Origin of the sequence: Pseudophaeobacter sp. C1-32P7, from assembly GCF_041008775.1 — a bacterium.
Lineage (GTDB): Bacteria > Pseudomonadota > Alphaproteobacteria > Rhodobacterales > Rhodobacteraceae > Phycobacter > Phycobacter gallaeciensis_A.
Window position 1 is genome coordinate 34,547 of record NZ_JAXGFR010000010.1, and the last position, 21,543, is coordinate 56,089.

Below are 21,543 nucleotides of genomic sequence, written 5' to 3' on the forward strand. Positions count from 1 at the left end.
GGAGAAAAGCGCATTCGTGCCGCGCCCGACAGTTTGCGCGCTGCCGCCTGTCACCGCAGATTCTGTCTTTTCGCCTGAATAATGGGCTGCATTCTTCGCCTCTTTTTGAAAGTGTTTTCAACAGGCGCGGCAAGCCAGCGCACCAAAATTCCCGCTACCGCACTAATAACAAATGGAAATCATTCGACCGGACGATTTCACGGCCAAAAGCTTTTGCCGCCCGTAGTGTCGCTTTTTCTTGCCAGAATCCGCTTGGGCTTTCTAGGCTATGCTTAACAAGCATGCATATATCCCGCTGGCTCTTCTACGTCGCATCGAAGGGTTGGCAGTACGGGAAAACAGGGTAAGGCGACGGGTTTCACAAGATGACAATCACCTTTCATCTGAACGGTGAGGAGGTAACGCTGAGCGATGCGAATTCGTCGGCGACGCTGCTCGATTGGCTGCGCGAAGAGCGCGGCCTGACCGGCACCAAGGAAGGCTGCAACGAGGGCGACTGCGGCGCCTGCACGGTGATGGTGACCGATGAACAGGGCGCAAAGCCGCTGAATGCCTGCATTCTGTTCCTGCCACAGCTGAACGGCAAATCGGTGCGCACCGTCGAAGGCGCTGCCGGGCCGGACGGCAGCCTGCACCCGGTCCAGGACGCAATGATCAAACATCACGGCAGCCAGTGCGGGTTCTGCACCCCCGGCTTCGTCATGTCGATGGTCACCGCACACAAGAACGGCGCCCGCGATTTCGACGACCAATTGGCCGGGAACCTGTGCCGCTGCACCGGCTATGCCCCCATCATTCGCGCGGCCAAGGCGGCAGCCGATCAACCGGTGCCCGACTGGATCGCGTCCGAGGCCCCACCTGCGGCCACACCCCTTGATAACATGCCGACTTCATCCGACGATCTCGCCGCGCTCTTCGCCGCTAACCCCGAGGCAACGCTGGTGGCCGGGGCGACCGATGTCGGTCTCTGGGTGACCAAGGGCCTGCGCGATCTGGAGCATATGATTTTCCTAGACCGCTGCACCGACCTGAAACAGATCGAGATCAGCGAAGAGACCGTGCGCGTCGGCGCCATGGTCGACATGAACCGGATGCGGGCTGCCATTGCGCCCCTGCATCCCTCTTATGGCGAAATGATCCGCCGCTATGCCTCGCAGCAGGTGCGCGCAGCCGCCACGGTCGGCGGCAATATCGCCAATGGCTCCCCCATCGGGGACAACCCGCCAGCGCTCATCGCGCTTGGCGCCACGCTGCACCTTCGCAAGGGCGATACCCGGCGCGATCTGCCGCTTGAAGACTTCTTCCTTGAATACGGCAAACAGGACCGTCAGCCGGGCGAATTCGTCGAGGCAGTTTCTTTCCCGCGCCAGCCCGATACCCTGCGCGTCTACAAGCTCTCCAAACGCTTTGACCAGGACATCTCGGCCGTGCTCGGCGCTTTCAATGTCACGGTCGAAGATGGCATCGTGCGCGCGGCGCGCATCGCCTTTGGCGGCATGGCAGGCATTCCCAAGAGCGCGTCCAATGTTGAGGCCGCTCTTATCGGGCAACCCTGGACACCGGCAACCATTGCCCTTGCCCAAGCGGAATTCGACAAGGACTTCACCCCGATGCGGGACATGCGCGCCTCGGATGAATACCGTCTCGACTGCGCCCGCAACATGCTGCAACGCTGTTTCGCGGATCTCGCGGGCGAAACCGTCAGCGTGCTGGAGGTGGGCCAATGAGCGTTGCAAAACCCCTGCCCCACGACGCCGCCCGCCTGCATGTGACCGGCGCCGCCCGCTATGTGGACGACACCCCGACGCCGCGCGGCACGCTGCATCTGGCCTTCGGCTTGTCGCCCATCGCCAAGGGGCGCATCACCAAGATGGATCTGGAGCCCGCCCGCCAAAGCTCCGGCGTGGTCGCGGTGCTGAGCGCCGGTGATCTGCCCTTTGACAATGATGTCTCCCCGTCGAACCATGATGAGCCACTGCTGACATCCGGCGCGGTCAACTATGTCGGCCAGCCGGTGTTTCTGGTGGTGGCAACCAGCCACCGGGCCGCGCGCATCGCCGCCCGCAAGGCCGTGATCGACTACGCCGAGGAAACACCCCTGCTGACGCTGGAGGCCGCATTGGCCGCCGACAGCCGGTTCGAGGAAGGCCCGCGCATCTATCAAAAGGGCGATGCCGCCGCAGCCATCTCCGCCGCCCCTCATATGGTCGAAGGCAGCTTTGATCTTGGCGGGCAGGAACATTTCTATCTCGAAGGACAGGCTGCGCTGGCCCAGCCACAAGAGGATGGCGGCATGCTGGTCAATTCATCGACCCAGCACCCGACCGAGATCCAGCACAAAGTGGCCGAGGCCATCGGCCTGCCAATGCATGCGGTGCGGGTGGAGACCCGGCGCATGGGTGGCGGATTTGGCGGCAAGGAAAGCCAGGGCAACGCGCTGGCCGTCGCCTGCGCCGTGGCCGCGCGCCACACCGGGCGCCCGTGCAAGATGCGTTATGACCGCGATGACGACATGGTCATCACCGGCAAACGTCACGCCTTCCGCATTTCCTACCGGGCGGGGTTTGACACGGACGGCCGCCTATTGGGGGTGGAGTTCACCCATCTGGTGGATTGCGGCTGGGCGCAGGATCTGTCGCTGCCGGTGGCCGACCGTGCCATGCTGCACGCTGACAACGCCTATGCGATCCCCGCGATCCGCATCGTAAGTCATCGCCTCAAGACCAACCGGCAAAGCGCCACCGCCTATCGCGGCTTTGGCGGCCCTCAGGGCATGGTCGGGATCGAACGGGTGATGGATCATATCGCCCATGATCTGAAGCTGGACCCGGTCGAATTGCGGCAACGCAACTACTACGCCGCCCCCGGCACCGCAACGGGCGACAACACGACCCCCTATGGCATGGAGGTCAGCGATTTCGAATTGCACGAGATGACCGCGCAATTGCTGGAGAGCGCGGATTATGCCGCCCGCAAGGCAGAAATCGCTGCCTGGAACCAGGGGCAGACACACCTCAAACGGGGGCTTGCCTTCTCTCCGGTCAAATTCGGCATTTCCTTCACCCTGACCCACCTCAACCAGGCTGGGGCACTGGTTCATGTCTATCAGGATGGCTCGGTCCACCTGAACCACGGCGGCACCGAGATGGGACAAGGATTGTTCCAGAAGGTCGCGCAGGTGGCCGCCAGCCGGTTTGGCATCCCACTGGAGAAGGTGAAAATCACCGCCACCGACACCGCCAAGGTGCCGAATACCTCTGCCACTGCGGCCTCCTCTGGATCGGACCTCAACGGGATGGCGGTCAAGGCCGCCTGCGACACCATCAGTGCCCGTATGGCCGAACATCTGGCTAACCTGCATCAGGCAGCGCCTGCGGATGTGGTCTTTGCAGATGGCGTGGTTCGGATCGGCGATGCTCTGGAGCTCAGCTTCGATGCGGCGGCGAAACTATGCTACGAGGGGCGGATCAGCCTGTCGTCGACCGGGTTCTACAAAACCCCAAAACTGGAGTGGGACCGGATCAAGGGACAGGGACGCCCCTTCTTCTACTTTGCCTATGGCGCCGCCCTGACCGAGGTTGTGGTGGACCGGCTGACCGGCGAAAACCGCATCCTGCGCGCCGATATCCTGCATGACGCAGGCGCCTCGCTGAACCCGGCGCTGGACATCGGCCAGGTCGAAGGCGGCTATGTGCAGGGCGCCGGATGGCTCACCACCGAGGAACTGGTCTGGGACGACAAGGGCGCTTTGCGCACCCATGCGCCCTCAACCTACAAGATCCCCGCCTGCTCTGACCGCCCGGATGTCTTCAACGTGGCGCTTTATGACGGGCAGAACCGCGAAGAGACCATCTACCGATCCAAGGCGGTGGGCGAGCCGCCCTTCATGCTGGGGATTTCGGCCTGGCTGGCGCTGTCGGATGCGGTGTCCGCCTTTGGCGCGACCTATCCTGCCCTTGATGCACCGGCCACCGCCGAAGAGATCTGGCGCGCGGCACGGAGGACCAGTGATGGGGCTTGATCTGGACGGGCTCAAGGCCGCAGTAACAGCACACGGTCGCGTCACCCGCGTAGTGATCGCCGCCATCCACGGCTCCTCCCCGCGCGAAGTGGGCGCCGCCATGCTGGTCTGGCGCATGGAGGACGGTTTTGCCCAGTCCGGCACCATCGGCGGAGGCGCGCTTGAGTATGAAGCAGCGCAAAGGGCCGCCGGGCAAGACACACCTTCCCGCCTAAGCACCCACGCGCTTGGCCCGGATCTGGGCCAGTGCTGCGGCGGATCGGTAACGCTGCTGAGCGAGGTCTATGAGGCAGATGACCTCGACCGCCTCGACACCGAGGTGATCGCGCGCCCTGCAGGGCAGGACAGCCCGATGCCGCTCACGGTGCGGCGTCTGCTGACCCGGCAGCGCAATCAGGGCCAGCGCCCGGCCCCACAGCTGATCGACGGCTGGATGATCGAAGCCAGGCACCGGCCAGAGCACCCGTTGTGGATCTGGGGCGCGGGCCATGTCGGGCGCGCGCTGGTCGATGTTTTGGCGCCCCTGCCCGATCACGACATCACCTGGGTCGACACCGCCCGAAACCGGTTTCCTGAGCATATTTCGGACACCATAACCCCCGTATGGGCTGAAAATCCGTCGCTTTTGGTGGCTCACGCGCCGTCAACTGCCCGACATCTGGTTCTGACCTATTCCCATGAGCTAGATCTGGCGCTATGCCACGCCCTACTGAAACATGACTTTGCCTTTGCCGGGCTGATCGGCTCCGCGACCAAATGGGCGCGCTTCCGCTCCCGGCTTGCAGCCCTAGGCCACGCCCCCGCGCGGATCGACCGGATCACCTGCCCAATCGGGGATCCGGCCCTGGGCAAGCACCCGCAGGCAATCGCGGTCGGTGTGACGGCGCAGCTGCTGGCGCTGGATGCAAGAGGCAGCGCAGAACAGGAACTAAGAAAGGACCGGCACGCGTGACTGTACCCCTTCTGAGCCTCCAGGGCCTGACCAAGGCCTACCCGGGCGTCGTTGCCAATGATCAGGTATCCTTCGACATCGGCGAAGGCGAGGTCCACGCCCTTCTGGGCGAAAACGGCGCCGGCAAATCCACCCTTGTGAAAATGATCTACGGGCTGGTGAAGCCGGACAGCGGCCAGATGCTGCTGCGCGGAGCGCCCTTTGCCCCGGCCGAACCGCGCGCCGCCCGCGCTGATGGCATCGCCATGGTATTCCAGCATTTTTCCCTGTTCGATGCGCTGAACGTGGCGGAAAACATCGCCCTTGGCATGGAAAACCCGCCGCCGCTGCGCGATCTGGCCAGCCGCATCCGCGAAGTCTCTGAAACCTATGGGCTGCCGCTCGATCCGTTCCGCACCGTAGGCGATCTCTCTGCCGGGGAACGCCAGCGGGTCGAGATCATCCGCTGCCTGCTGCAGGACCCGAAACTGCTGATTATGGACGAGCCAACCTCGGTGCTGACCCCGCAGGAAGTCGAGATCCTGTTCGAGACCCTGCAGAAACTGCGCAGCGAAGGCACCTCGATCCTTTATATCAGTCACAAGCTGGAAGAGATCCGCACCCTGTGCGATCACGCCACGATCCTGCGGCTGGGCAAGAATGTCGGCGAATGCACCCCATCCGAAACCTCGGCCCGCGATATGGCCGAGATGATGGTGGGTACCGCACTCAAGACCCCGGAACGCGCTGGCCGTGATCTCGGCGACGTGGCGATGGACATCAGCGGCTTGTCGGTTCCCGCACCTTCGGCCTTTGGCACCGCGCTGAAAAATGTCCACCTGAGCGTGCGCAAGGGAGAGATCCTTGGCATCGGCGGTGTGGCCGGCAACGGGCAGGATGAACTCCTTGCAGTTCTGTCGGGCGAGACCCTGTCGGTTCCGGATGCTGTGAAACTTCACGGGAAGCCCATCGGCAAGCTGGGTCCGGTTGCGCGGCGCCGCCTTGGGCTGCTGTCGGCCCCCGAAGAACGCCTTGGCCATGCGGCAGCGCCGGACATGAGCCTCACGGAAAATGCCATGCTGACCGCCGCCGTACGCGAAGGTCTGGTCAGCCGTGGGTTCCTCAATTGGCCCGCTGCCAAGGCGTTTGCCAAACGCGTGATTTCCGAATTCGACGTGCGCACGCCGGGACCGGAAAACGCGGCGCGCTCCCTGTCCGGGGGCAACCTGCAGAAATTCGTCATCGGCCGCGAGGTGCTGCAACGCCCCGAGGTGCTGGTGGTGAACCAGCCCACATGGGGCGTCGATGCCTCTGCCGCCGCCGCGATCCGGCAATCGCTGCTGGATCTGGCCGCAGGTGGCACCGCCGTCATCTGCATCAGTCAGGATCTGGACGAGCTGATGGAGATTTCCGACAGTTTCGCCGCTCTCAACGAAGGCCGCCTGAGCGCGCCGCGCCCGGCTGCGGGGCTGACGGTGGATGAAATCGGCCTGATGATGGGCGGCGCCCACGGCATGGAGGTGGCGCATGTCTGATCCCTGCCAGTATTTGACTATCAATGAAGGAGCCGACGCATGATCCGGCTTGAGAAACGGCCACAGCCGTCGCGCGCCTGGTCGATGGCCACGCCGCTGGTGGCGGTGCTGGCAACGATGATCGCGGGCGGGCTGTTGTTCGCCATCCTGGGCAAGGACCCGGTCGAGGCGATCCGCACCATCTTCTGGGAACCGCTGTTTGGCGAGTTCGCCTTCTACTACCGCCCGCAGCTGCTGATCAAAGGCGCGCCGCTGGTCTTGATCGCCATCGGCCTGTCCTTGGGCTTTCGCGCCGGGATCTGGAACATCGGTGCCGAGGGACAGTATATCATGGGCGCGCTGTTCGGCGCCGGGATGGGGCTGGCCTTTTACCCACTCGAGGCCTGGTACATCTTCCCGCTCATGGTCCTCGCAGGCGCCTTTGGCGGCTGGATCTGGGCGATGATCCCGGCCTTTCTGAAGGTTCGCTTCGGCACCAATGAAATCCTTGTCTCCCTGATGCTGGTCTATGTGGCCGAGCAGTTCCTTGCCTCCATGTCGCTGGGATTGCTCAAGAACCCCGAAGGCTTTGGCTTTCCGGGCAGCCGCAACCTGCAGCAATACGAAAGCGCCCATAACGCCGATCTGATCGCCGGAACCGGTATGCACTGGGGCGTTGTGGCAGCATTGATCGCGGTGATCTTTGCCTATGTGCTGCTGAACCGGCACATGCTGGGCTATCAGATCCGCCTGACCGGCGAAGCCCCGCGCGCCGCGCGTTTTGCCGGCGTGAACCCGGCGCGGCTGGTGCTGTTCTGCCTTGGCACCTCCGGCATGCTGGCCGGCCTTGCGGGCCTGTTCGAGGTCTCCGGCCCGTCGGGTCAGGTTTCGATCGATTTCAACGTAGGCTATGGCTTCACCGCAATTATCGTGGCCTTTCTTGGTCGCCTGCATCCCGTCGGGATCCTGCTGGCAGGAGGGCTGATGGCGCTGACGTATATTGGCGGCGATATCGCGCAATCGAACATGGGCCTGCCCTCGGCAGCGATCCAGGTCTTCCAGGGGATGCTACTCTTCTTCCTCTTGGCCTTTGACCTGCTCACCAATTTCCGTATCGCAATCGGCAAGCCGGAGGTGGCGTAAGATGGATCTATCCGCAATCAACCCGGTCCTGCTGATCGCCTCCCTCATGGTGGCGGCTACGCCGCTGCTGCTGGCCGCCGTGGGCGAACTGGTGGTGGAAAAGGCAGGCGTTCTGAACCTTGGCGTCGAAGGCATGATGATCACCGGCGCCATCGCCGGCTTTGCCACCGCCGTCGAAAGCGGCTCACCGCTCTTCGGCTTTGTCATCGCCGCAGTGGCGGGGGCGACGCTGTCCACCCTCTTCGCCATCCTCACCCAGTTTGCCAAGGCCAACCAGGTCGCATCGGGCCTGTCACTCACGCTCTTCGGGCTCGGAATCTCGGCGCTGATGGGACAAAGCTATGTCGGCATCAAACCGCCGCAGATGCAGGACATCCACATCCCGGTGCTGAGCGATCTTCCCGTTGTCGGCCCGATCCTGTTTGGCCATGACATCATCCTCTATTTCGGCATTGTCCTAACGGCAGTGGTCTGGGTGGTACTGAAATACACCCGTGTGGGTCTGATCCTGCGCGCGGTCGGGGAAAACCACGATGCGGCCCATGCGCTTGGCTACAAGGTGCTGCGCATCCGGGTGCTGGCGATCCTGTTCGGCGGCGCCTGCGCTGGCATGGGCGGTGCCTATATCAGCCTGATCCGGGTCCCCCAGTGGACCGAAGGCATGACCGCCGGCATCGGCTGGATCGCCCTTGCGCTGGTGGTCTTTGCCAGCTGGAAACCCTGGCGGGTGCTGCTGGGCGCCTATCTTTTCGGCGGTGTTACCGTGGTGCAGCTTAATCTTCAGGCAGCAGGCGTTGCCATCCCGGTCGAGTATCTGGCAATGTCGCCCTATCTGATCACCATTGTGGTGCTTGTCATTCTATCAGCGGATAAGAGCAGCGCACCCGCTGCCCTTGGCCGCAATTTCCATGCCTCCCGTTAGGATCTGACGGCAGGCCAAACACCCTGCCCGGGCATCCGGGCATATTATAAACAACACGGGGGATCCCTTTGATGAAACTGACGACACTTCTGACCAGCGCCGCCATGGCGCTTGGCCTTGCGACCGGCGCTATGGCCGAAGACAAGACCAAGGTAGGCTTTGTCTATGTCGGTCCCGTCGGCGACGGTGGCTGGACCTATGAGCACAATCAGGGCCGCCTGGCCGTAGAAGAGGAATTCGGCGACAAGGTCGAAACCGTCTATGTTGAAAACGTCGCAGAAGGCCCCGACGCCGAGCGCGTGATTACCCAGATGGCGCTGCAGGGCGCCGACCTGATCTTCACCACCTCCTTTGGCTATATGGATCCCACGATCAACGTCGCCAAGAAATTCCCGAACGTGAAGTTCGAGCACGCCACCGGCTACAAGCGAGCCGACAACGTCTCGACCTATTCCGCACGTTTTTATGAAGGCCGCGCCGTTCAGGGCACCATCGCGGGCAACATGACCGAGAGCAACATCGTCGGCTACATCGGGTCCTACCCGATCCCCGAAGTGATCCGCGGCATCAACTCTGCCTATATCCACGCCAAGAAAGTGAACCCCGACGTCACCTTCAAGATCGTCTGGGCCTTCACCTGGTTCGACCCGGCGAAAGAGGCCGACGCCGCCAAGGTTCTGATCGAACAGGGCGCCGACGTGATCCTGCAGCACACCGACTCCACCGCACCGCAGGCGGCCGCACAGGCCGCAGGCAACGTGATCACCTTTGGTCAGGCTTCCGACATGGCCGAGTATGCGCCGAAACCGCGCGTCTCCTCGATCATCGACAACTGGGCGCCCTATTACATCGCCCGTACCAAGGCCGTGATGGACGGCACCTGGACCTCGGTTGACACCTGGGACGGCATCGGCCCGGGCATGGTGGGCATCGGTGAAATCTCCGACGCGGTTCCCGCCGACGTAAAAGAAGCCGCGCTGGCGCTGAAAGCCTCGATCGCGGACGGTTCCTACCACCCGTTCACCGGCCCGCTGAACAAGCAGGACGGTTCGGCGTGGCTGGCAGAGGGTGAAACCGCCGATGACGGCACCCTGGCCGGCATGAACTTCTTTGTTGAAGGCATCGAAGGCGACATCCCGCAGTAAGCGCCTTGCCCGGACGAGTTACGGAAAGGCCCGCCAGATTGGCGGGCCTTTTCTTTTGGTGGCTGCAGTTCTCCTCTGCACAGCCACTCCGCAAATCTTGGGCGACCCCAACTTCTGCAGTAAAGCAACCTTTTGCAGACCACGACCAACTCTCCTAATATTCTCATCGCACCAGCATCGGCGGGCGCTAGACCGGGAGGCCTAGAAAAGGATGGAGTTTTTCGATTACGGCTATCTCTTGGCGGGCGACTGGCTTCCCTACTCCATCGCCCTTGCCGTGGTTGCTTGCGCAGCGTCTATTCTCACGATCCGGCGTCTGCCGAACCAGCCATGGCGCGCATTTTTCCTGTCCTGCCTGATCGCCTTTTGCGTGGCGTTCCTGCTCTCCGGAACCAGGTTCGGTTTTTCGGGCGGCGCCGAGGCGCTGTTCTGGAACGTACTGGGCGCGGGTCTGCTTGCTCAGATCTGGCTTCCGGTCTGTGCGGTCACTCACATTATCGCGCGACGGGATCGGATCAGACGCCGATAAGCTGGCGCATAGACAGCGCAGCCTCGACAGTAATCACTGGGGGCCTAGCGCTTCTGCGAGAACACCCGATAGGCCAACAGCACACGCGACGCAGCCGTCACGAAGCACAAAGCGCCGAACACCCAGCCCATCAGGGCAAAGGCCCCCGGAAACAGGCACAGCGCCACGAAGAACCCGATCGTCTCCGCCCCTTCCAGCAGCCCCCCGGTAAAGTAGAGCGTTTTGACGCCGCGCGCGGTGCTGGACATCTGGTGCCGCTCGGCCAGGACGGAATAACCAAGGAAGCTGGCACCGTTCACGTAGAAAGACATGAGCAGAAAGGCACCTGCCGCGCCATTGGCCCCAGGGTTCGCCAGCACGAATGCCAAGGGCACCGCGCCATAGAACAGGAAATCGCAGGTGATATCGAGATAACCGCCAAACCCCGTCGGCGCGCTGGCCCGCGCCACCGCCCCATCCAGCCCATCGGCAAGGCGTGACAGTAACAACGGCAGCAGCGCCCAGCCAAACATCCCGAGAGCAATCAGCGCAGCCGACAGAAGCCCCAGCGCCAGCCCTAACAGCGTCACCTGATTGGCACTGATCCCCCAGCGCGCAATGACCCTGCCCTGCGCGTTCAACGCAGGGTCGATCAACGGGCGGATACGGGCATCAAACATGGCTCTGTTGTGCCCTGCAAACGCTGCGCGCTCCAGTCACAATTGCGCGCGGCGGCGTTTTTGGCAGAAGCCTGTTGTTGCGTCATCTTCGCTCTTTTCCCTGTTCCCGCGACGTGGCAGGTTGCCGCCATGACACGCATCCTGACCACCCCCGACCACGCCCCCGTCAGCCGCTTTGCCTTTGGCACCATGCAGTTCGGAGGCCGCGCCAACGAAACGCAATCTGCCGAAATGTATGACGCCTGCCGCGCAGCCGGGATCACCCATTTCGACACCGCCTGGGTCTATAACGAGGGCGAAAGCGAGAAGATCCTCGGCCGCCTGATCAAGGGGGAGCGCGACAAGCTGCTGATCGCGACCAAGGTGGGCTATACCGGCGGCGCAGGGGAAGCCAACATGCGGGCGCAGTTCGACACCTGCCGAGCGCGGCTGGATCTGGATATGGTCGATGTCCTTTACCTGCACCGGTTCGATCCCGAAACCGACCTCACCGAAACGCTGGAATGTTTTGCATCCCTGAAACAACAGGGGCTGATCCGCTATGTGGGCCTGTCGAATTTCGCCGCCTGGCAGGTGGTCAAGGCGCAGATGATCGGCGCCAAATTCGATCTGTCGATTGATATCCTGCAGCCGATGTATTCGCTGGTGAAACGCCAGGCCGAGGTCGAGATCCTGCCTATGTGCGCCGATCAGGACATCGCCATCGCGCCCTACTCTCCGCTAGGCGGCGGGCTGCTGACCGGCAAATACGCCGCGGGCAGTGGCGAAGGGCGCCTGCAGGAAGATCCCCGCTACAAAAGCCGCTATGGGCAGGACTGGATGCACCGCGCCGCCGCAGATCTGGCCGCGCTGGCGCAGGAGCTTGGCACCGATACGGCGACCCTTGCCGTGGCCTGGGTGGCGGCCCATTCCAGCGGTCCGATGCCGATCATCTCGGGGCGCACCGCAGAACAGCTTGCGCCGTCGCTCGCGGCGATGGATTTTGACGTGAGTGCCGATCTTTATGCGCGGATTTCAGCGCTCAGCCCGCGCCCGGCGCCGGCGACAGACCGGCTGGAAGAACAGGACGAAGGTATTTCGGCATGAGTGATTTTATCGTCATTGGCGGCGGCATCGCAGGGATCAGCGCCGCCGCACGGCTGTCGGAGCTCGGCAGCGTCACGGTACTGGAGGCGGAAGAGGCGCTTGGCTACCACGCCTCCGGGCGCTCGGCCGCCATGTTCGAGGAAAGCTATGGAAACCCGGCGGTTGTCGCGCTCAACAAGGCCAGCGCCGACTACCATTACAATGCCAATGGCGGTTACCTGACACCGCGCGGTTTCATGCTGGTGGCAGGCCCCGGCGAAGAAGGCGGTTTTGCAGCAGATGTGGCTGAGCTGGACCTGCACAAGATCCATATCGACGATGCCTATGCCCGGGTGCCGATCCTAAATCCGGCCTCCGTCACCATGGCCGCCCTGCACGAGGACGCGCAGGATCTGGATACCGACCGGATGATCCAGGATTTTGCCCGCGTGGTGCGCGGTGCAGGCGGACAGGTGATCACACGGGCCGAGGTCACCGCGATCCAGCATAGCGGGTCAGGCTGGCAGGTGACGGCAGGCGGTCGGGCCTATGAAGGCAAGCAACTAATCAATGCCGCCGGGGCCTGGGTTGATCGGATCGCCACCCTTGCCGGGGTTGCGCCCATCGGGATCACTCCCAAACGCCGCTCCATGGCACGGCTGCCCGCGCCGGGCGGTCACGATGTCACAAAATGGCCGATGATGATGGGGGTCGGGGAATGTTGGTACGCCAAACCCGATGCAGGCAAGCTGCTGGTCTCCCCTGCGGATGCCGACCCGGTTGAGCCGCACGATGCCTTTGCCGATGATATGGTGCTGGCCGAGGGGCTGGCGCGTTATGAGGAAAAGGTGACCGAACCCGTCACACGGGTCGAAAGCAACTGGGCCGGTCTGCGCAGTTTCGTGAGCGATGGCGCGCTGGTGCTGGGCGCGGCCCCTGACCGCCCCGATTTCATCTGGTGCGCGGCGCAGGGCGGCTATGGCTTTCAGACCGCACCAGCCGCATCGCGCCTGCTGCGCGATCTGATCGGCGGCAATACGCCTGAACTGGACCGTGATATCATCGCCGCCCTGTCACCGGAAAGGCTGCGCTGATGCCCGTTCGCTCTGTTCCCGGCACCGCCTCTGTCGCCGCTGCGCAGGATGGCAAGCTCTTCGCCCCCTCTGCCGAGCGCAATATCGATCCCCTGTGCGATCTCTTGGCCGACATCGCACCTGAAACCGGCAGCGCGCTGGAGGTCGCCAGCGGCACCGGCCAGCATGTGGTGGCCTATGCACGGCGCCTGCCTGGGTTGATCTGGCAACCGACCGAGGTGGACGCAGCCCGGCGCGCCAGCATCGACGCCTATGTCGCAGAGGCGGGCCTTGATAACCTGCGCCCCGCCGCAGAACTGGATGCGACGGCGCCGGGCTGGGCCGCAACGGTCGGGCCAGTCGATTTCATCATCCTGTCGAATCTTCTGCACCTTATCACCGAGGAAGACGCCAAGACCCTGATCCGCGAAGCCGCACGCGCGCTGGCCCCGGCCGGAAGGATCGCGATCTATGGACCCTTTATGCGCGCTGGTGAGCTGACAAGCGAAGGCGATCAGAGGTTCCACGCCTCTCTGACGGGCCATGATCCGCTCATCGGCTACAAGGACGATTTCGACACCATCGACTGGCTGCAGGAGGCGGGCCTTGATCTGGCCGAGGTGATCGAAATGCCAGCAAACAATCTGGCCCTGGTGGCGCAAAAACCGGATTTCTGACCCAGATCAAAGCCGCAGTACTGCAGCCAACCTACTCCTTCAGGAAAATGAATATGATGATGAAGGACAGATCATGGGCTGGCACGAGAAACTGGACGGAACCCGCAACGGGCTGCGCAATCTGAACCGGGCGACCCCCGAGACCGCGCAGGCCTTTGGCGCCCTTGGCAAGGCGGTGAAACAGGGTGGCACGCTGGAGTTCAAGCAGAAGGAATTCGTGGCGCTTGGCATCGCGGTCGCCCTGCGGTGTGAGGACTGTATCGGGCTGCACGTGGAAACCCTGATCAAGGCCGGCGCCACCCGCGAAGAAGTGGCCGACGTACTGGCGATGTCGATCCAGATGGGCGGCGGACCCGCGATGATGTACGCAGCCAAGGCGATGACCTGCTTTGACGAGCTGACCGCCGCCTGAGGCGTGGATCACTACACACAGAATGGCCTGTTCCATTCGAAAAACAGCGGCTAGGCTTCCGGAAAAGATCAACCGGGAGCCTGCCATGAAAGATCAACGTCACACCCCCACCTGGACCAGCTTTGAAGAGGCTGGGAAGGCAGACTGGGATGCGGTCATGGAGTATGAGGAGGCCTATAACGCCGCCCTGCCCGACCGTATTCTGGACGCGATCCGCTCGCTTGACGAGGACTGGACGCCCTACCCGGTGAACCGCTTCCAGCATTGTCTTCAGGCCGCCACCCGCGCCCATGCCGATGGCGCCGATGACGAAATCGTCGTTGCGGCGCTGGTGCATGATGTGGGCGATATCCTGTCGCCCTATAACCACGGCGAACTGGCCGCCGCGATGATGAAACCCTATGTCAGCGAACGCACCTGGTGGATCCTGAAACACCACTGCGTCTTTCAGGGGTATTACTACAATCACCACCTTGGCGGCGACCGTCACGCACGGGACAAATACCGCGACAGCCCCTATTGGGAGGACTGCCGCAAGTTCTGTCACGACTATGATCAATGCGCCTTTGACCCGGATTACCCGACGAAACCGCTGGAATTCTTCGAACCGATCCTGCGCCGGGTGCTCGCGCGCGGCGAAGGCCACATGGAGCTGAACGAGACCAGCGACAGCTGATCCGGCTCAGCCGCCCATGATCCACAGGATGCCGCTCCAGACGATCGGTAGCAGCAGCGCTGTTGCGAGCGCGTTGAGGCCCATTGCAAGGCCGGAAAAGGCGCCTGCGGTTTCATTCACCTGCAGCGCCCGGGCGGTACCGATCCCGTGGCTGGCGGTGCCAATCGCCAGCCCCCGCGCGCGCCAGTCGACCACGCCGGTCACGTCCAGAACCTTCGGCCCCAGCATGGCGCCAAGGATCCCGGTCACGATCACCAGAACCGCGGTCAGCGACGGCAGGCCGCCCAGTTTCTCGGCAATGCCCATTGCCACGGGCGCCGTCACCGATTTCGGCGCCACCGATGCAAGAACTGCCTCGGAACTGCCTGCAAGCCAGGCCACCGCCACAGCGGACAGGATGGCGGTCAGCGATCCGGCCACAAGGCTCACCACGATGGCCAGGGCCGACCGGCGCACCCGGTACCATTGCCGATAGAGCGGCACCGCAAGGGCAACCGTGGCAGGCCCCAGCAGGAAATGCACGAACTGGGCGCCCTCGAAATAACTGCCATAATCCGTCCCGGTCAGCATCAGCACCGCCACGACGATTAGCACCGCCCCCAGCACCGGGTTCAGCAGAGGGTTTCTGCCGGTTTTCTCAAAGAGAAGACTGGCCGCCTGAAAGGCAACCAGCGTCAGGGTGAGATGAAACAGCGGCGATGCGCTGAGATAGACCCAGGTGTCCTGCAGGTTATCCATCGGCAGACCCCGCCCCCAGCCACTGCATCAACAGCCCGGTCACCGCGATGGTCGCCAAAGTCGAGACCACCAGCGCCAGCCCCAGCGGCAACAGCGCCTGTCCCAGCAGCTGGAAATGCAGGATCACCCCGGTCCCGGCCGGCACGAACAGCAGCGACATCGACCGCAACAGGCCGTTTGCCGTCTGATCCAGCTGCGCGGGCACCCGGCCCAGCAACATCAGAATGATGAACAGAAACACCATGCCCAGCACCGGCCCCGGTATGGGCAGCGCCAAGGCGCCGGTGATGAACTCCCCAGCCAGCTGACACACCAGTATAAGCGTAAGGAAACCCAACATCTTATCCCTCCTGCACCTGATGAGGTGACTGTGGCATCCCTCTGGCATCCAAACAAGCGGCGTGCCCTCTCATCGGGTCGGACAAGGCAGCAGGCCTACGGGGAATAGGAAATCCGGTAGACGGCACCGGCAAAATCATCCGACACCAGAATGGAGCCATCCGGGTGCTGGATAACATCCACCGGGCGACCATCATATTCACCGTCTTGGTTCAGCCAGCCTTCGGCAAAGGGTTCGATGGCCGCGTTCCCCTGCGCGTCGATGAAGGTTACCATCACCCGTGCGCCGACCCGCTCGGAGCGGTTCCAGGACCCATGTTGGGCCGAAAAGATCGCGTTGCGGTATTTTTCGGGGAACATGTCCCCGGTGTAGAAACTCATACCCAGATCAGCCGCATGGGCGATGGTTTCGACCGCAGGCATGACAACCTCGACCGGAACCTCCTGCCCCGCATACTCGCGCGTCCGGGTGGAGCCGCCACCGTACCAGGGAAAGCCGAAATGCTGACCCTTCTCGGTCTGGCGGTTAATTTCGCCGGGTGGAATGTCGTCGCCCATGCCATCAACCTGATTGTCGGTCCACCACAGCTCTCCGGTTACCGGATGAAAGTCATGCCCCACGGAATTTCGCGCGCCATAGGTATAAACTTCGCGCCCACTGCCATCACGGTTCATGCGGATGATCCCGCCAATCCCCGTCTCATTGTAAAGCGCCAGCTTTTCTGGCGGCGCCACGTTATAGGGCTGCCCCAGCGAGATATACAGCTTGTTGTCCGGCCCCAGCTTGATGACCCGCGCCGTGTGATAAGAGCTTTCCTCCCCCACGGGGATCAGGCTGCCCTGCGCCACGATTGGCACCGCGACCATGTCAGCGTTCTGGTCAAAGGTCTCCGCCTCGGGAACCATCAGCACCCGGTTGCGTTCGGCGATGAACAGATTACCGTCCGGAGAAACCTCCACGCCATTGGGGATATCAAGGCTCAGGGAGGGCGCGAAATTCTTGACCTCCTCAACAGCTCCGTCGCGGTCAGGGTCCAGAACTGCCCAAACCTTGTCCCGCCGTGTGCCGACAAACAGAACTGTGCCACCAGGGGAAAGCGCCATGTGGCGGGCACCGGGAACCAGCGCATAGAGTTCGATCCTGAACCCCGTCGGCAAACGGATGCCCTCCAACACGCGCCGCAACGCATCGGCATCTGCCGTGTCTTGGTCGATATAGGTGTGTTCGGCGGATCCTGTGATCCTGATCGCGTCCGGATCTCCGGGGGCGGACTGCGCAGGTGCAGACGCAGCAAAGATCAGGCACAAAGCTGCACTGCCAAAGACCTGTCTCATCCTCTTCTCCCTGAAACCGCAAATTCGATCAACAACCCGCAGACGCCACAGCCATGCACGGCACCTCGCCAAGGGTAGTCGGAAAATGAAGCAGGACAACCGGCAGCAAAGCGCGACCGGTCCGTCATTCCAACAAAAAAGCCCCAGCACGGTGGCCGGGGCTTTGCTGTTTTATCCGTTCACACGGATCTTTTCGTTCTTGGGATCATAGGGGCTGTCGCAGGTCACGACCGCATCCCACAGCTGGTCCAGCATCTTGACCTTCAGCTTGGTCCCTTCCACCGCGTATTCCGGTTTCACATAGCCCATACCGATGCTCTTCTCAAAGGCCACCGAATAGCCGCCTGTGGTCAGGCGCCCGACGCGGGTGCCATCCTCGGCATAAAGCGCCTCGCGGCCCCAGGGATCGGTGTCGGACGGACCGTCGATCAGAATGGTGCAGCACTTGGAGCGGATGCCCTTGGCGACCATTTCGTCCTTGCCGTAGAAGTCCTTCTCCAAATCGACAAAGCGCGGCAGGTCTGCCTCAAGCGGGGTCGCGTCGCGGCCCAGCTCGTGCCCAAAGGCGCGGTAGCTCTTCTCCTGACGCAGCCAGTTCTGGGCGCGGGCGCCGACCAGCTTCATACCGTGTTTCTCGCCTGCCTTCTCCAAGAGGTCGAACAGGTAGTTCTGCATCTCGATCGGGTGGTGCAGCTCCCAGCCCAGCTCACCCGTATAGGCCACGCGGATCGCGTTCACCGGGCACATGCCCAGCTCGATCTGCTTGGCCGACAGCCAGGGGAAACGTTTGTTGCTGAGCGCGGTCTCCGGATCAGCGTCCTTGATCACCTCTTTCAGCACATCACGGGACTTCGGCCCGGCGATGGCGAAGACGCCCCACTGGGTGGTCACGTCCTGGATCTCGATATAGCCGAACTCCTCCATCTTGTCCTCGGCCGCCTTGCGCAGGTAATCCGCGTCATATTCGGTCCAGGCGCCAGCAGAGACGAGGTAGTAGTTGTTCTCGCCGTTGCGCACGATGGTGTATTCGGTGCGGGTGGTCCCGGCCGAGGTCAGCGCATAGGTCAGGTTGATACGGCCTACCTTGGGCAGCTTGTTGCAGGTGAACCAGTCGAGGAACTGAGTGGCACCGGGGCCCTTGACCACGTGTTTGGTAAAGGCGGTCGCGTCGATCAGGCCGACGCCTTCACGGATCGCCTTGGCCTCTTCGACCGCGTATTGCCACCAGCCACCACGGCGGAACGAACGTGCATCGTGATCAAAGTTCTCCGGCGCGTCCAGCGGGCCGAAATAGTTCGGGCGTTCCCAGCCGTTGACCCAGCCGAATTGCGCACCGCGGGCCGCCTGGCGGTCATAGGCCGGCGAAGTCCGCAGGGGGCGGCAGGCCGGGCGCTCTTCGTCCGGGTGGTGCAGGATGTAGACGTGCTCGTAGGCTTCCTCGTTCTTGCGCGCGGCGAACTCGGTCGTCATCCAGTTGGAGGAGTACCGCTTGGGGTCGAGCGACGCCATGTCGATCTCGGCCTCGCCATCGACCATCATCTGCGCCAGGTAATAGCCGGTGCCGCCCGCAGCAGTGATGCCGAAGGAGAAGCCTTCGGCCAGCCACATGTTGCGCAGACCGGGCGCCGGACCGACCAGCGGGTTGCCGTCGGGCGTATAGCAGATCGGGCCGTTGAAATCGTCCTTGAGGCCGCTTTCGGCGCAGGAGGGCACGCGCTCTGCCATCGCCATGTATTGATCGGCGATCCGGTCCAGATCCAACGGGAACAGATCAGCGCGGAAGCTATCCGGCACGCCATGCTCGAACCGCGCGGGCGCGCCATGTTCATAGATGCCGAGGATCCAGCCGCCACGCTCTTCACGCGCGTAGGATTCATTGTCGGCATCACGCACGACGGGGTGCTCCGGGTTGCCCGCTTCACGCCATTTGACCAGCTCGGGGTCCTTGTCCATGACGATGAAGGTGTGCTCGACCGGGATCGCGGGCATCTTGATGCCCAGCATCTTGGCGGTGCGCTGCGCGTGGTTGCCGGAGGCGGTCACCACGTGCTCGGCTGTGATCACCACCTGCTCGTCGCTCTCGACGAGGTTGCCGCCCTTTTCGACCATCTTGGTGCAGGTGACTTCCCAGTGGGTGCCATTCCAGTGGAAGGCATCGGCCTGCAGTTTGCGCACGATCTCGACACCGCGCTGCCGGGCGCCCTTGGCCATCGCCTGGGTCACATCGGCAGGGTTAATGTAACCGTCCTCAGTGTGGTAGATCGCGCCCTTCAGGTCGCCGGTCTCGATCAGCGGCCAGCGTTTCTTGATCTGCTCCGGGGTCAGCCATTCGTAATCGACGTCGCAGGTCTCGGCGGTCGAGGCATAGAGCATGTATTCATCCATACGCTCCTGCGTCTGCGCCATACGCAGGTTGCCCACCACAGCAAACCCGGCGTTGAGCCCGGTTTCTTCTTCCAGCGTCTTGTAAAAATCGACCGAGTACTTGTGGATGTGGGTGGTCGCATAGGACATGTTGAACAGCGGCAACAGGCCGGCCGCGTGCCAGGTAGAGCCCGAGGTCAGCTCGTCCCGTTCGATCAGCATCACATCGTCCCAGCCCGCCTTGGCCAGATGATAGGCGATCGAGGTCCCGACGGCGCCACCGCCGACAACCAGTGCTTTGACTTGGGTTTTCATATTCCGCTTCTCCGGAAGAAATGACTAGGGTTTGGCAATGGTATGCCGGAATTCCGGAAATCACCGCGAAATCCATCCGACGCAAAAGTCGACAAAACCGACCTTTCGCGCCCTGCCGTGCGGAATCTTCGCTACGCGACAGAATCCCTGCCCCGCGCCGAACACAAAAGGGCGGCGCAGGTTCACGCCCGCACCGCCCTTCAAGGGTCGTGATTTTAATCCCTTTGATCAATCGGAAATGATCTTGCCCGGGTTCAGGATATTGTCCGGATCCAGTGCTGCCTTGACCGCCGCCATATAGCGGGTCGCGGCGCCAAGTTCCTTGGTCAGATAGGGGCGTTTACCCTGCCCGATGCCATGTTCACCTGTGCAGGTGCCATCCATGGAAATCGCCAGATCGTTGAGCCAGCCGACGTATTCATCCGCCTTGGCCCGTTCCTCAGCGCTGTCCATGTCGATCAGCAGCAGCGCGTGAAAGTTGCCGTCGCCTACATGGCCGACCATGGGCGCCATCAGTCCCATTTCCTCTGCCTTTTCGCGGGCGGTAGAGACGCATTCGGCCAGCCGCGAGATCGGCACGCAGACATCGGTTGAAATCCCCTTGGCACCGGGGCGCAGGCCGAGGCAGGCCCAGTACATATCGTGGCGCGCCTGCCAGAGCTTGTTGCGCTCTTCCGCGGTGGAGGTCGCCTCGAAATCGAAACCACCGAACTCTTCGGCGATGGAACTGAACATCTCGGCCTGCTCCACTACGCCCGCTTCGGAGCCGTGGAATTCCAGCAGCAGCAGCGGCACTTCGGGCAGGTCCAGCTTGGAATAGGTATTTGCGGCCTTGACGCTCATCGCGTCCAGCATTTCGATCCGGGCGACGGGAATGCCGTATTGGATGGTCATCATCACCGCGCGACAGGCATCATCCACCGAGCGGAAGGCGCAGCGGGCAGAGCGGATCGCCTCTGGGATGCCCTGCAGGCGCAGGGTGATTTCGGTGATCAGGCCAAGGGTGCCTTCGGAGCCAACCATCAGCCGGGTCATATCGTATCCGGCAGAGGATTTCTTGGCCCGCTGGGCGGTACGGATCACCTCGCCGTCAGCCATGACGACCTCAAGCGCGAGCACGTTGTCTTTCATCGTGCCATAGCGCACCGCGTTGGTTCCCGAGGCCCGCGTCGCAGCCATCCCGCCAAGCGAGGCATTGGCGCCGGGGTCGATGGGAAAGAACAGACCCTGATCGCGCAGAAAGGTGTTGAGCTGCTCGCGCGTCACCCCCGGCTGCACCACCACATCCAGATCCTCGGCATGCACGGCCAAAATCTTGTCCATACGCGCCATATCCACGGAAATGCCACCTGCAGGAGCGTTCACATGGCCCTCCAGCGAGGTGCCGGTGCCAAAGGGAATGACCGGCACGCCATATTCGGCGCAGGTCTTTACGATGGCGGCGACCTCTTCGGTCGAGGTGGGAAAGACAACCGCATCCGGCGCCTGGGTTTCGATCCAGGTGGTGGTGTGGCCATGCTGTTCACGGATGGCCTGCCCGGTCTGAAGCCGGTCACCGAATGTCTGTTTCAGAACGCCTATGGCGGCTTTGATCCCCGGCTCGTTCCGCGGCAGTGAAGTGGCTTGCACCATGGGTCGTCCTTTCTCCTCCATGCTCGTGTTGTCACGTCAACACGAGCGGCAAT

General features: G+C 62.6%; 19 protein-coding genes. 13 read left to right on the forward strand and 6 right to left on the reverse strand.

The window, feature by feature from the left end; genetic code table 11:
• The first annotated feature begins 365 nt into the window (after positions 1–365).
• From xdhA to SM763_RS15000, 8 genes are all read left to right on the forward strand, one after another.
• On the forward strand, positions 366–1,727 hold the full coding sequence (gene xdhA / locus SM763_RS14965) for a xanthine dehydrogenase small subunit (RefSeq protein WP_368999018.1): 1,362 nt from the start codon (positions 366–368) through the stop codon (positions 1,725–1,727).
• Positions 1,724–4,021 carry a xanthine dehydrogenase molybdopterin binding subunit gene (xdhB, locus tag SM763_RS14970; RefSeq protein ID WP_368999019.1) on the forward strand — a complete coding sequence of 766 codons (2,298 nt, stop codon included), beginning with the start codon at positions 1,724–1,726 and terminating at the stop codon, positions 4,019–4,021. Before xdhA ends, xdhB begins: the two co-directional genes overlap by 4 nt.
• Positions 4,011–4,973: a xanthine dehydrogenase accessory protein XdhC gene (xdhC, locus tag SM763_RS14975; protein WP_368999020.1), complete on the forward strand. Its 963-nt coding sequence runs from the start codon at positions 4,011–4,013 to the stop codon at positions 4,971–4,973. Before xdhB ends, xdhC begins: the two co-directional genes overlap by 11 nt.
• On the forward strand, positions 4,970–6,487 hold the full coding sequence (locus tag SM763_RS14980; RefSeq protein WP_065271091.1) for an ABC transporter ATP-binding protein: 1,518 nt from the start codon (positions 4,970–4,972) through the stop codon (positions 6,485–6,487). Before xdhC ends, SM763_RS14980 begins: the two co-directional genes overlap by 4 nt.
• A 39-nt stretch (positions 6,488–6,526) precedes the next feature.
• A complete protein-coding gene (locus SM763_RS14985; RefSeq protein WP_274837480.1) occupies positions 6,527–7,609 on the forward strand; it encodes an ABC transporter permease in 1,083 nt (360 codons plus the stop codon).
• 1 nt (position 7,610) lies between these two features.
• On the forward strand, positions 7,611–8,531 hold the full coding sequence (locus SM763_RS14990) for an ABC transporter permease (RefSeq protein ID WP_274832287.1): 921 nt from the start codon (positions 7,611–7,613) through the stop codon (positions 8,529–8,531).
• 71 nt (positions 8,532–8,602) lie between these two features.
• The gene (locus SM763_RS14995) at positions 8,603–9,676 is read left to right on the forward strand and encodes a BMP family ABC transporter substrate-binding protein (RefSeq protein WP_065271094.1); all 1,074 of its coding nucleotides are present in this window, start codon (positions 8,603–8,605) and stop codon (positions 9,674–9,676) included.
• Between the two features lie 211 nt (positions 9,677–9,887).
• The gene (locus tag SM763_RS15000) at positions 9,888–10,205 is read left to right on the forward strand and encodes a hypothetical protein (RefSeq protein WP_274832286.1); all 318 of its coding nucleotides are present in this window, start codon (positions 9,888–9,890) and stop codon (positions 10,203–10,205) included.
• 44 nt (positions 10,206–10,249) lie between these two features.
• Here SM763_RS15000 and SM763_RS15005 read toward each other — a convergent pair whose 3' ends face one another.
• A complete protein-coding gene (locus SM763_RS15005) occupies positions 10,250–10,864 on the reverse strand; it encodes a CDP-alcohol phosphatidyltransferase family protein (protein WP_368999021.1) in 615 nt (204 codons plus the stop codon).
• Between the two features lie 129 nt (positions 10,865–10,993).
• Here SM763_RS15005 and SM763_RS15010 point away from each other — a divergent pair, with 129 nt between their 5' ends.
• From SM763_RS15010 to SM763_RS15030, 5 genes are all read left to right on the forward strand, one after another.
• Positions 10,994–11,950 carry an aldo/keto reductase gene (locus SM763_RS15010; protein ID WP_368999022.1) on the forward strand — a complete coding sequence of 319 codons (957 nt, stop codon included), beginning with the start codon at positions 10,994–10,996 and terminating at the stop codon, positions 11,948–11,950.
• Positions 11,947–13,023 (forward strand): NAD(P)/FAD-dependent oxidoreductase, encoded by a 1,077-nt coding sequence (locus tag SM763_RS15015; protein WP_368999023.1) that lies wholly within the window; start codon positions 11,947–11,949, stop codon positions 13,021–13,023. Before SM763_RS15010 ends, SM763_RS15015 begins: the two co-directional genes overlap by 4 nt.
• Positions 13,023–13,679, forward strand: coding sequence for a DUF938 domain-containing protein (locus SM763_RS15020; RefSeq protein ID WP_368999024.1), 657 nt, complete (start codon positions 13,023–13,025; stop codon positions 13,677–13,679). Before SM763_RS15015 ends, SM763_RS15020 begins: the two co-directional genes overlap by 1 nt.
• A gap of 73 nt (positions 13,680–13,752) precedes the next feature.
• Complete coding sequence (locus tag SM763_RS15025) at positions 13,753–14,091, forward strand: carboxymuconolactone decarboxylase family protein (RefSeq protein ID WP_368999025.1); 339 nt, start codon at positions 13,753–13,755, stop codon at positions 14,089–14,091.
• 85 nt (positions 14,092–14,176) lie between these two features.
• The gene (locus SM763_RS15030; RefSeq protein ID WP_065271101.1) at positions 14,177–14,767 is read left to right on the forward strand and encodes an HD domain-containing protein; all 591 of its coding nucleotides are present in this window, start codon (positions 14,177–14,179) and stop codon (positions 14,765–14,767) included.
• Positions 14,768–14,773: 6 nt separating this feature from the next.
• Here SM763_RS15030 and SM763_RS15035 read toward each other — a convergent pair whose 3' ends face one another.
• The 5 genes from SM763_RS15035 to SM763_RS15055 form a co-directional block, all read right to left on the reverse strand.
• A complete protein-coding gene (locus SM763_RS15035) occupies positions 14,774–15,505 on the reverse strand; it encodes an LrgB family protein (RefSeq protein ID WP_368999026.1) in 732 nt (243 codons plus the stop codon).
• Positions 15,498–15,845, reverse strand: a complete 348-nt coding sequence (locus SM763_RS15040; RefSeq protein ID WP_274830849.1) for a CidA/LrgA family protein — start codon at positions 15,843–15,845, stop codon at positions 15,498–15,500. The genes SM763_RS15035 and SM763_RS15040 overlap by 8 nt, the downstream gene beginning before the upstream one ends.
• 95 nt (positions 15,846–15,940) lie before the next feature.
• A complete protein-coding gene (locus SM763_RS15045; RefSeq protein WP_368999027.1) occupies positions 15,941–17,179 on the reverse strand; it encodes a PQQ-dependent sugar dehydrogenase in 1,239 nt (412 codons plus the stop codon).
• Positions 17,180–17,350: 171 nt separating this feature from the next.
• Positions 17,351–19,858, reverse strand: coding sequence for a GcvT family protein (locus SM763_RS15050; RefSeq protein ID WP_368999028.1), 2,508 nt, complete (start codon positions 19,856–19,858; stop codon positions 17,351–17,353).
• Positions 19,859–20,086: 228 nt separating this feature from the next.
• The gene (locus SM763_RS15055) at positions 20,087–21,490 is read right to left on the reverse strand and encodes an FAD-binding oxidoreductase (protein ID WP_065271106.1); all 1,404 of its coding nucleotides are present in this window, start codon (positions 21,488–21,490) and stop codon (positions 20,087–20,089) included.
• Positions 21,491–21,543 lie beyond the last annotated feature (53 nt).

Bases quoted from the DNA above. Each gene is read 5' to 3' on its own strand.
- xdhA (WP_368999018.1), top strand. From the start codon at position 366: ATGACAATCACCTTTCATCTGAACGGTGAGGAGGTAACGCTGAGCGAT.
- xdhB (WP_368999019.1), top strand. From the start codon at position 1,724: ATGAGCGTTGCAAAACCCCTGCCCCACGACGCCGCCCGCCTGCATGTG.
- xdhC (WP_368999020.1), top strand. From the start codon at position 4,011: ATGGGGCTTGATCTGGACGGGCTCAAGGCCGCAGTAACAGCACACGGT.
- SM763_RS14985 (WP_274837480.1), top strand. From the start codon at position 6,527: ATGATCCGGCTTGAGAAACGGCCACAGCCGTCGCGCGCCTGGTCGATG.
- SM763_RS14990 (WP_274832287.1), top strand. From the start codon at position 7,611: ATGGATCTATCCGCAATCAACCCGGTCCTGCTGATCGCCTCCCTCATG.
- SM763_RS14995 (WP_065271094.1), top strand. From the start codon at position 8,603: ATGAAACTGACGACACTTCTGACCAGCGCCGCCATGGCGCTTGGCCTT.
- SM763_RS15000 (WP_274832286.1), top strand. From the start codon at position 9,888: ATGGAGTTTTTCGATTACGGCTATCTCTTGGCGGGCGACTGGCTTCCC.
- SM763_RS15005 (WP_368999021.1), bottom strand. From the start codon at position 10,864: ATGTTTGATGCCCGTATCCGCCCGTTGATCGACCCTGCGTTGAACGCG.
- SM763_RS15010 (WP_368999022.1), top strand. From the start codon at position 10,994: ATGACACGCATCCTGACCACCCCCGACCACGCCCCCGTCAGCCGCTTT.
- SM763_RS15015 (WP_368999023.1), top strand. From the start codon at position 11,947: ATGAGTGATTTTATCGTCATTGGCGGCGGCATCGCAGGGATCAGCGCC.
- SM763_RS15020 (WP_368999024.1), top strand. From the start codon at position 13,023: ATGCCCGTTCGCTCTGTTCCCGGCACCGCCTCTGTCGCCGCTGCGCAG.
- SM763_RS15025 (WP_368999025.1), top strand. From the start codon at position 13,753: ATGGGCTGGCACGAGAAACTGGACGGAACCCGCAACGGGCTGCGCAAT.
- SM763_RS15030 (WP_065271101.1), top strand. From the start codon at position 14,177: ATGAAAGATCAACGTCACACCCCCACCTGGACCAGCTTTGAAGAGGCT.
- SM763_RS15035 (WP_368999026.1), bottom strand. From the start codon at position 15,505: ATGGATAACCTGCAGGACACCTGGGTCTATCTCAGCGCATCGCCGCTG.
- SM763_RS15040 (WP_274830849.1), bottom strand. From the start codon at position 15,845: ATGTTGGGTTTCCTTACGCTTATACTGGTGTGTCAGCTGGCTGGGGAG.
- SM763_RS15045 (WP_368999027.1), bottom strand. From the start codon at position 17,179: ATGAGACAGGTCTTTGGCAGTGCAGCTTTGTGCCTGATCTTTGCTGCG.
- SM763_RS15050 (WP_368999028.1), bottom strand. From the start codon at position 19,858: ATGAAAACCCAAGTCAAAGCACTGGTTGTCGGCGGTGGCGCCGTCGGG.
- SM763_RS15055 (WP_065271106.1), bottom strand. From the start codon at position 21,490: ATGGTGCAAGCCACTTCACTGCCGCGGAACGAGCCGGGGATCAAAGCC.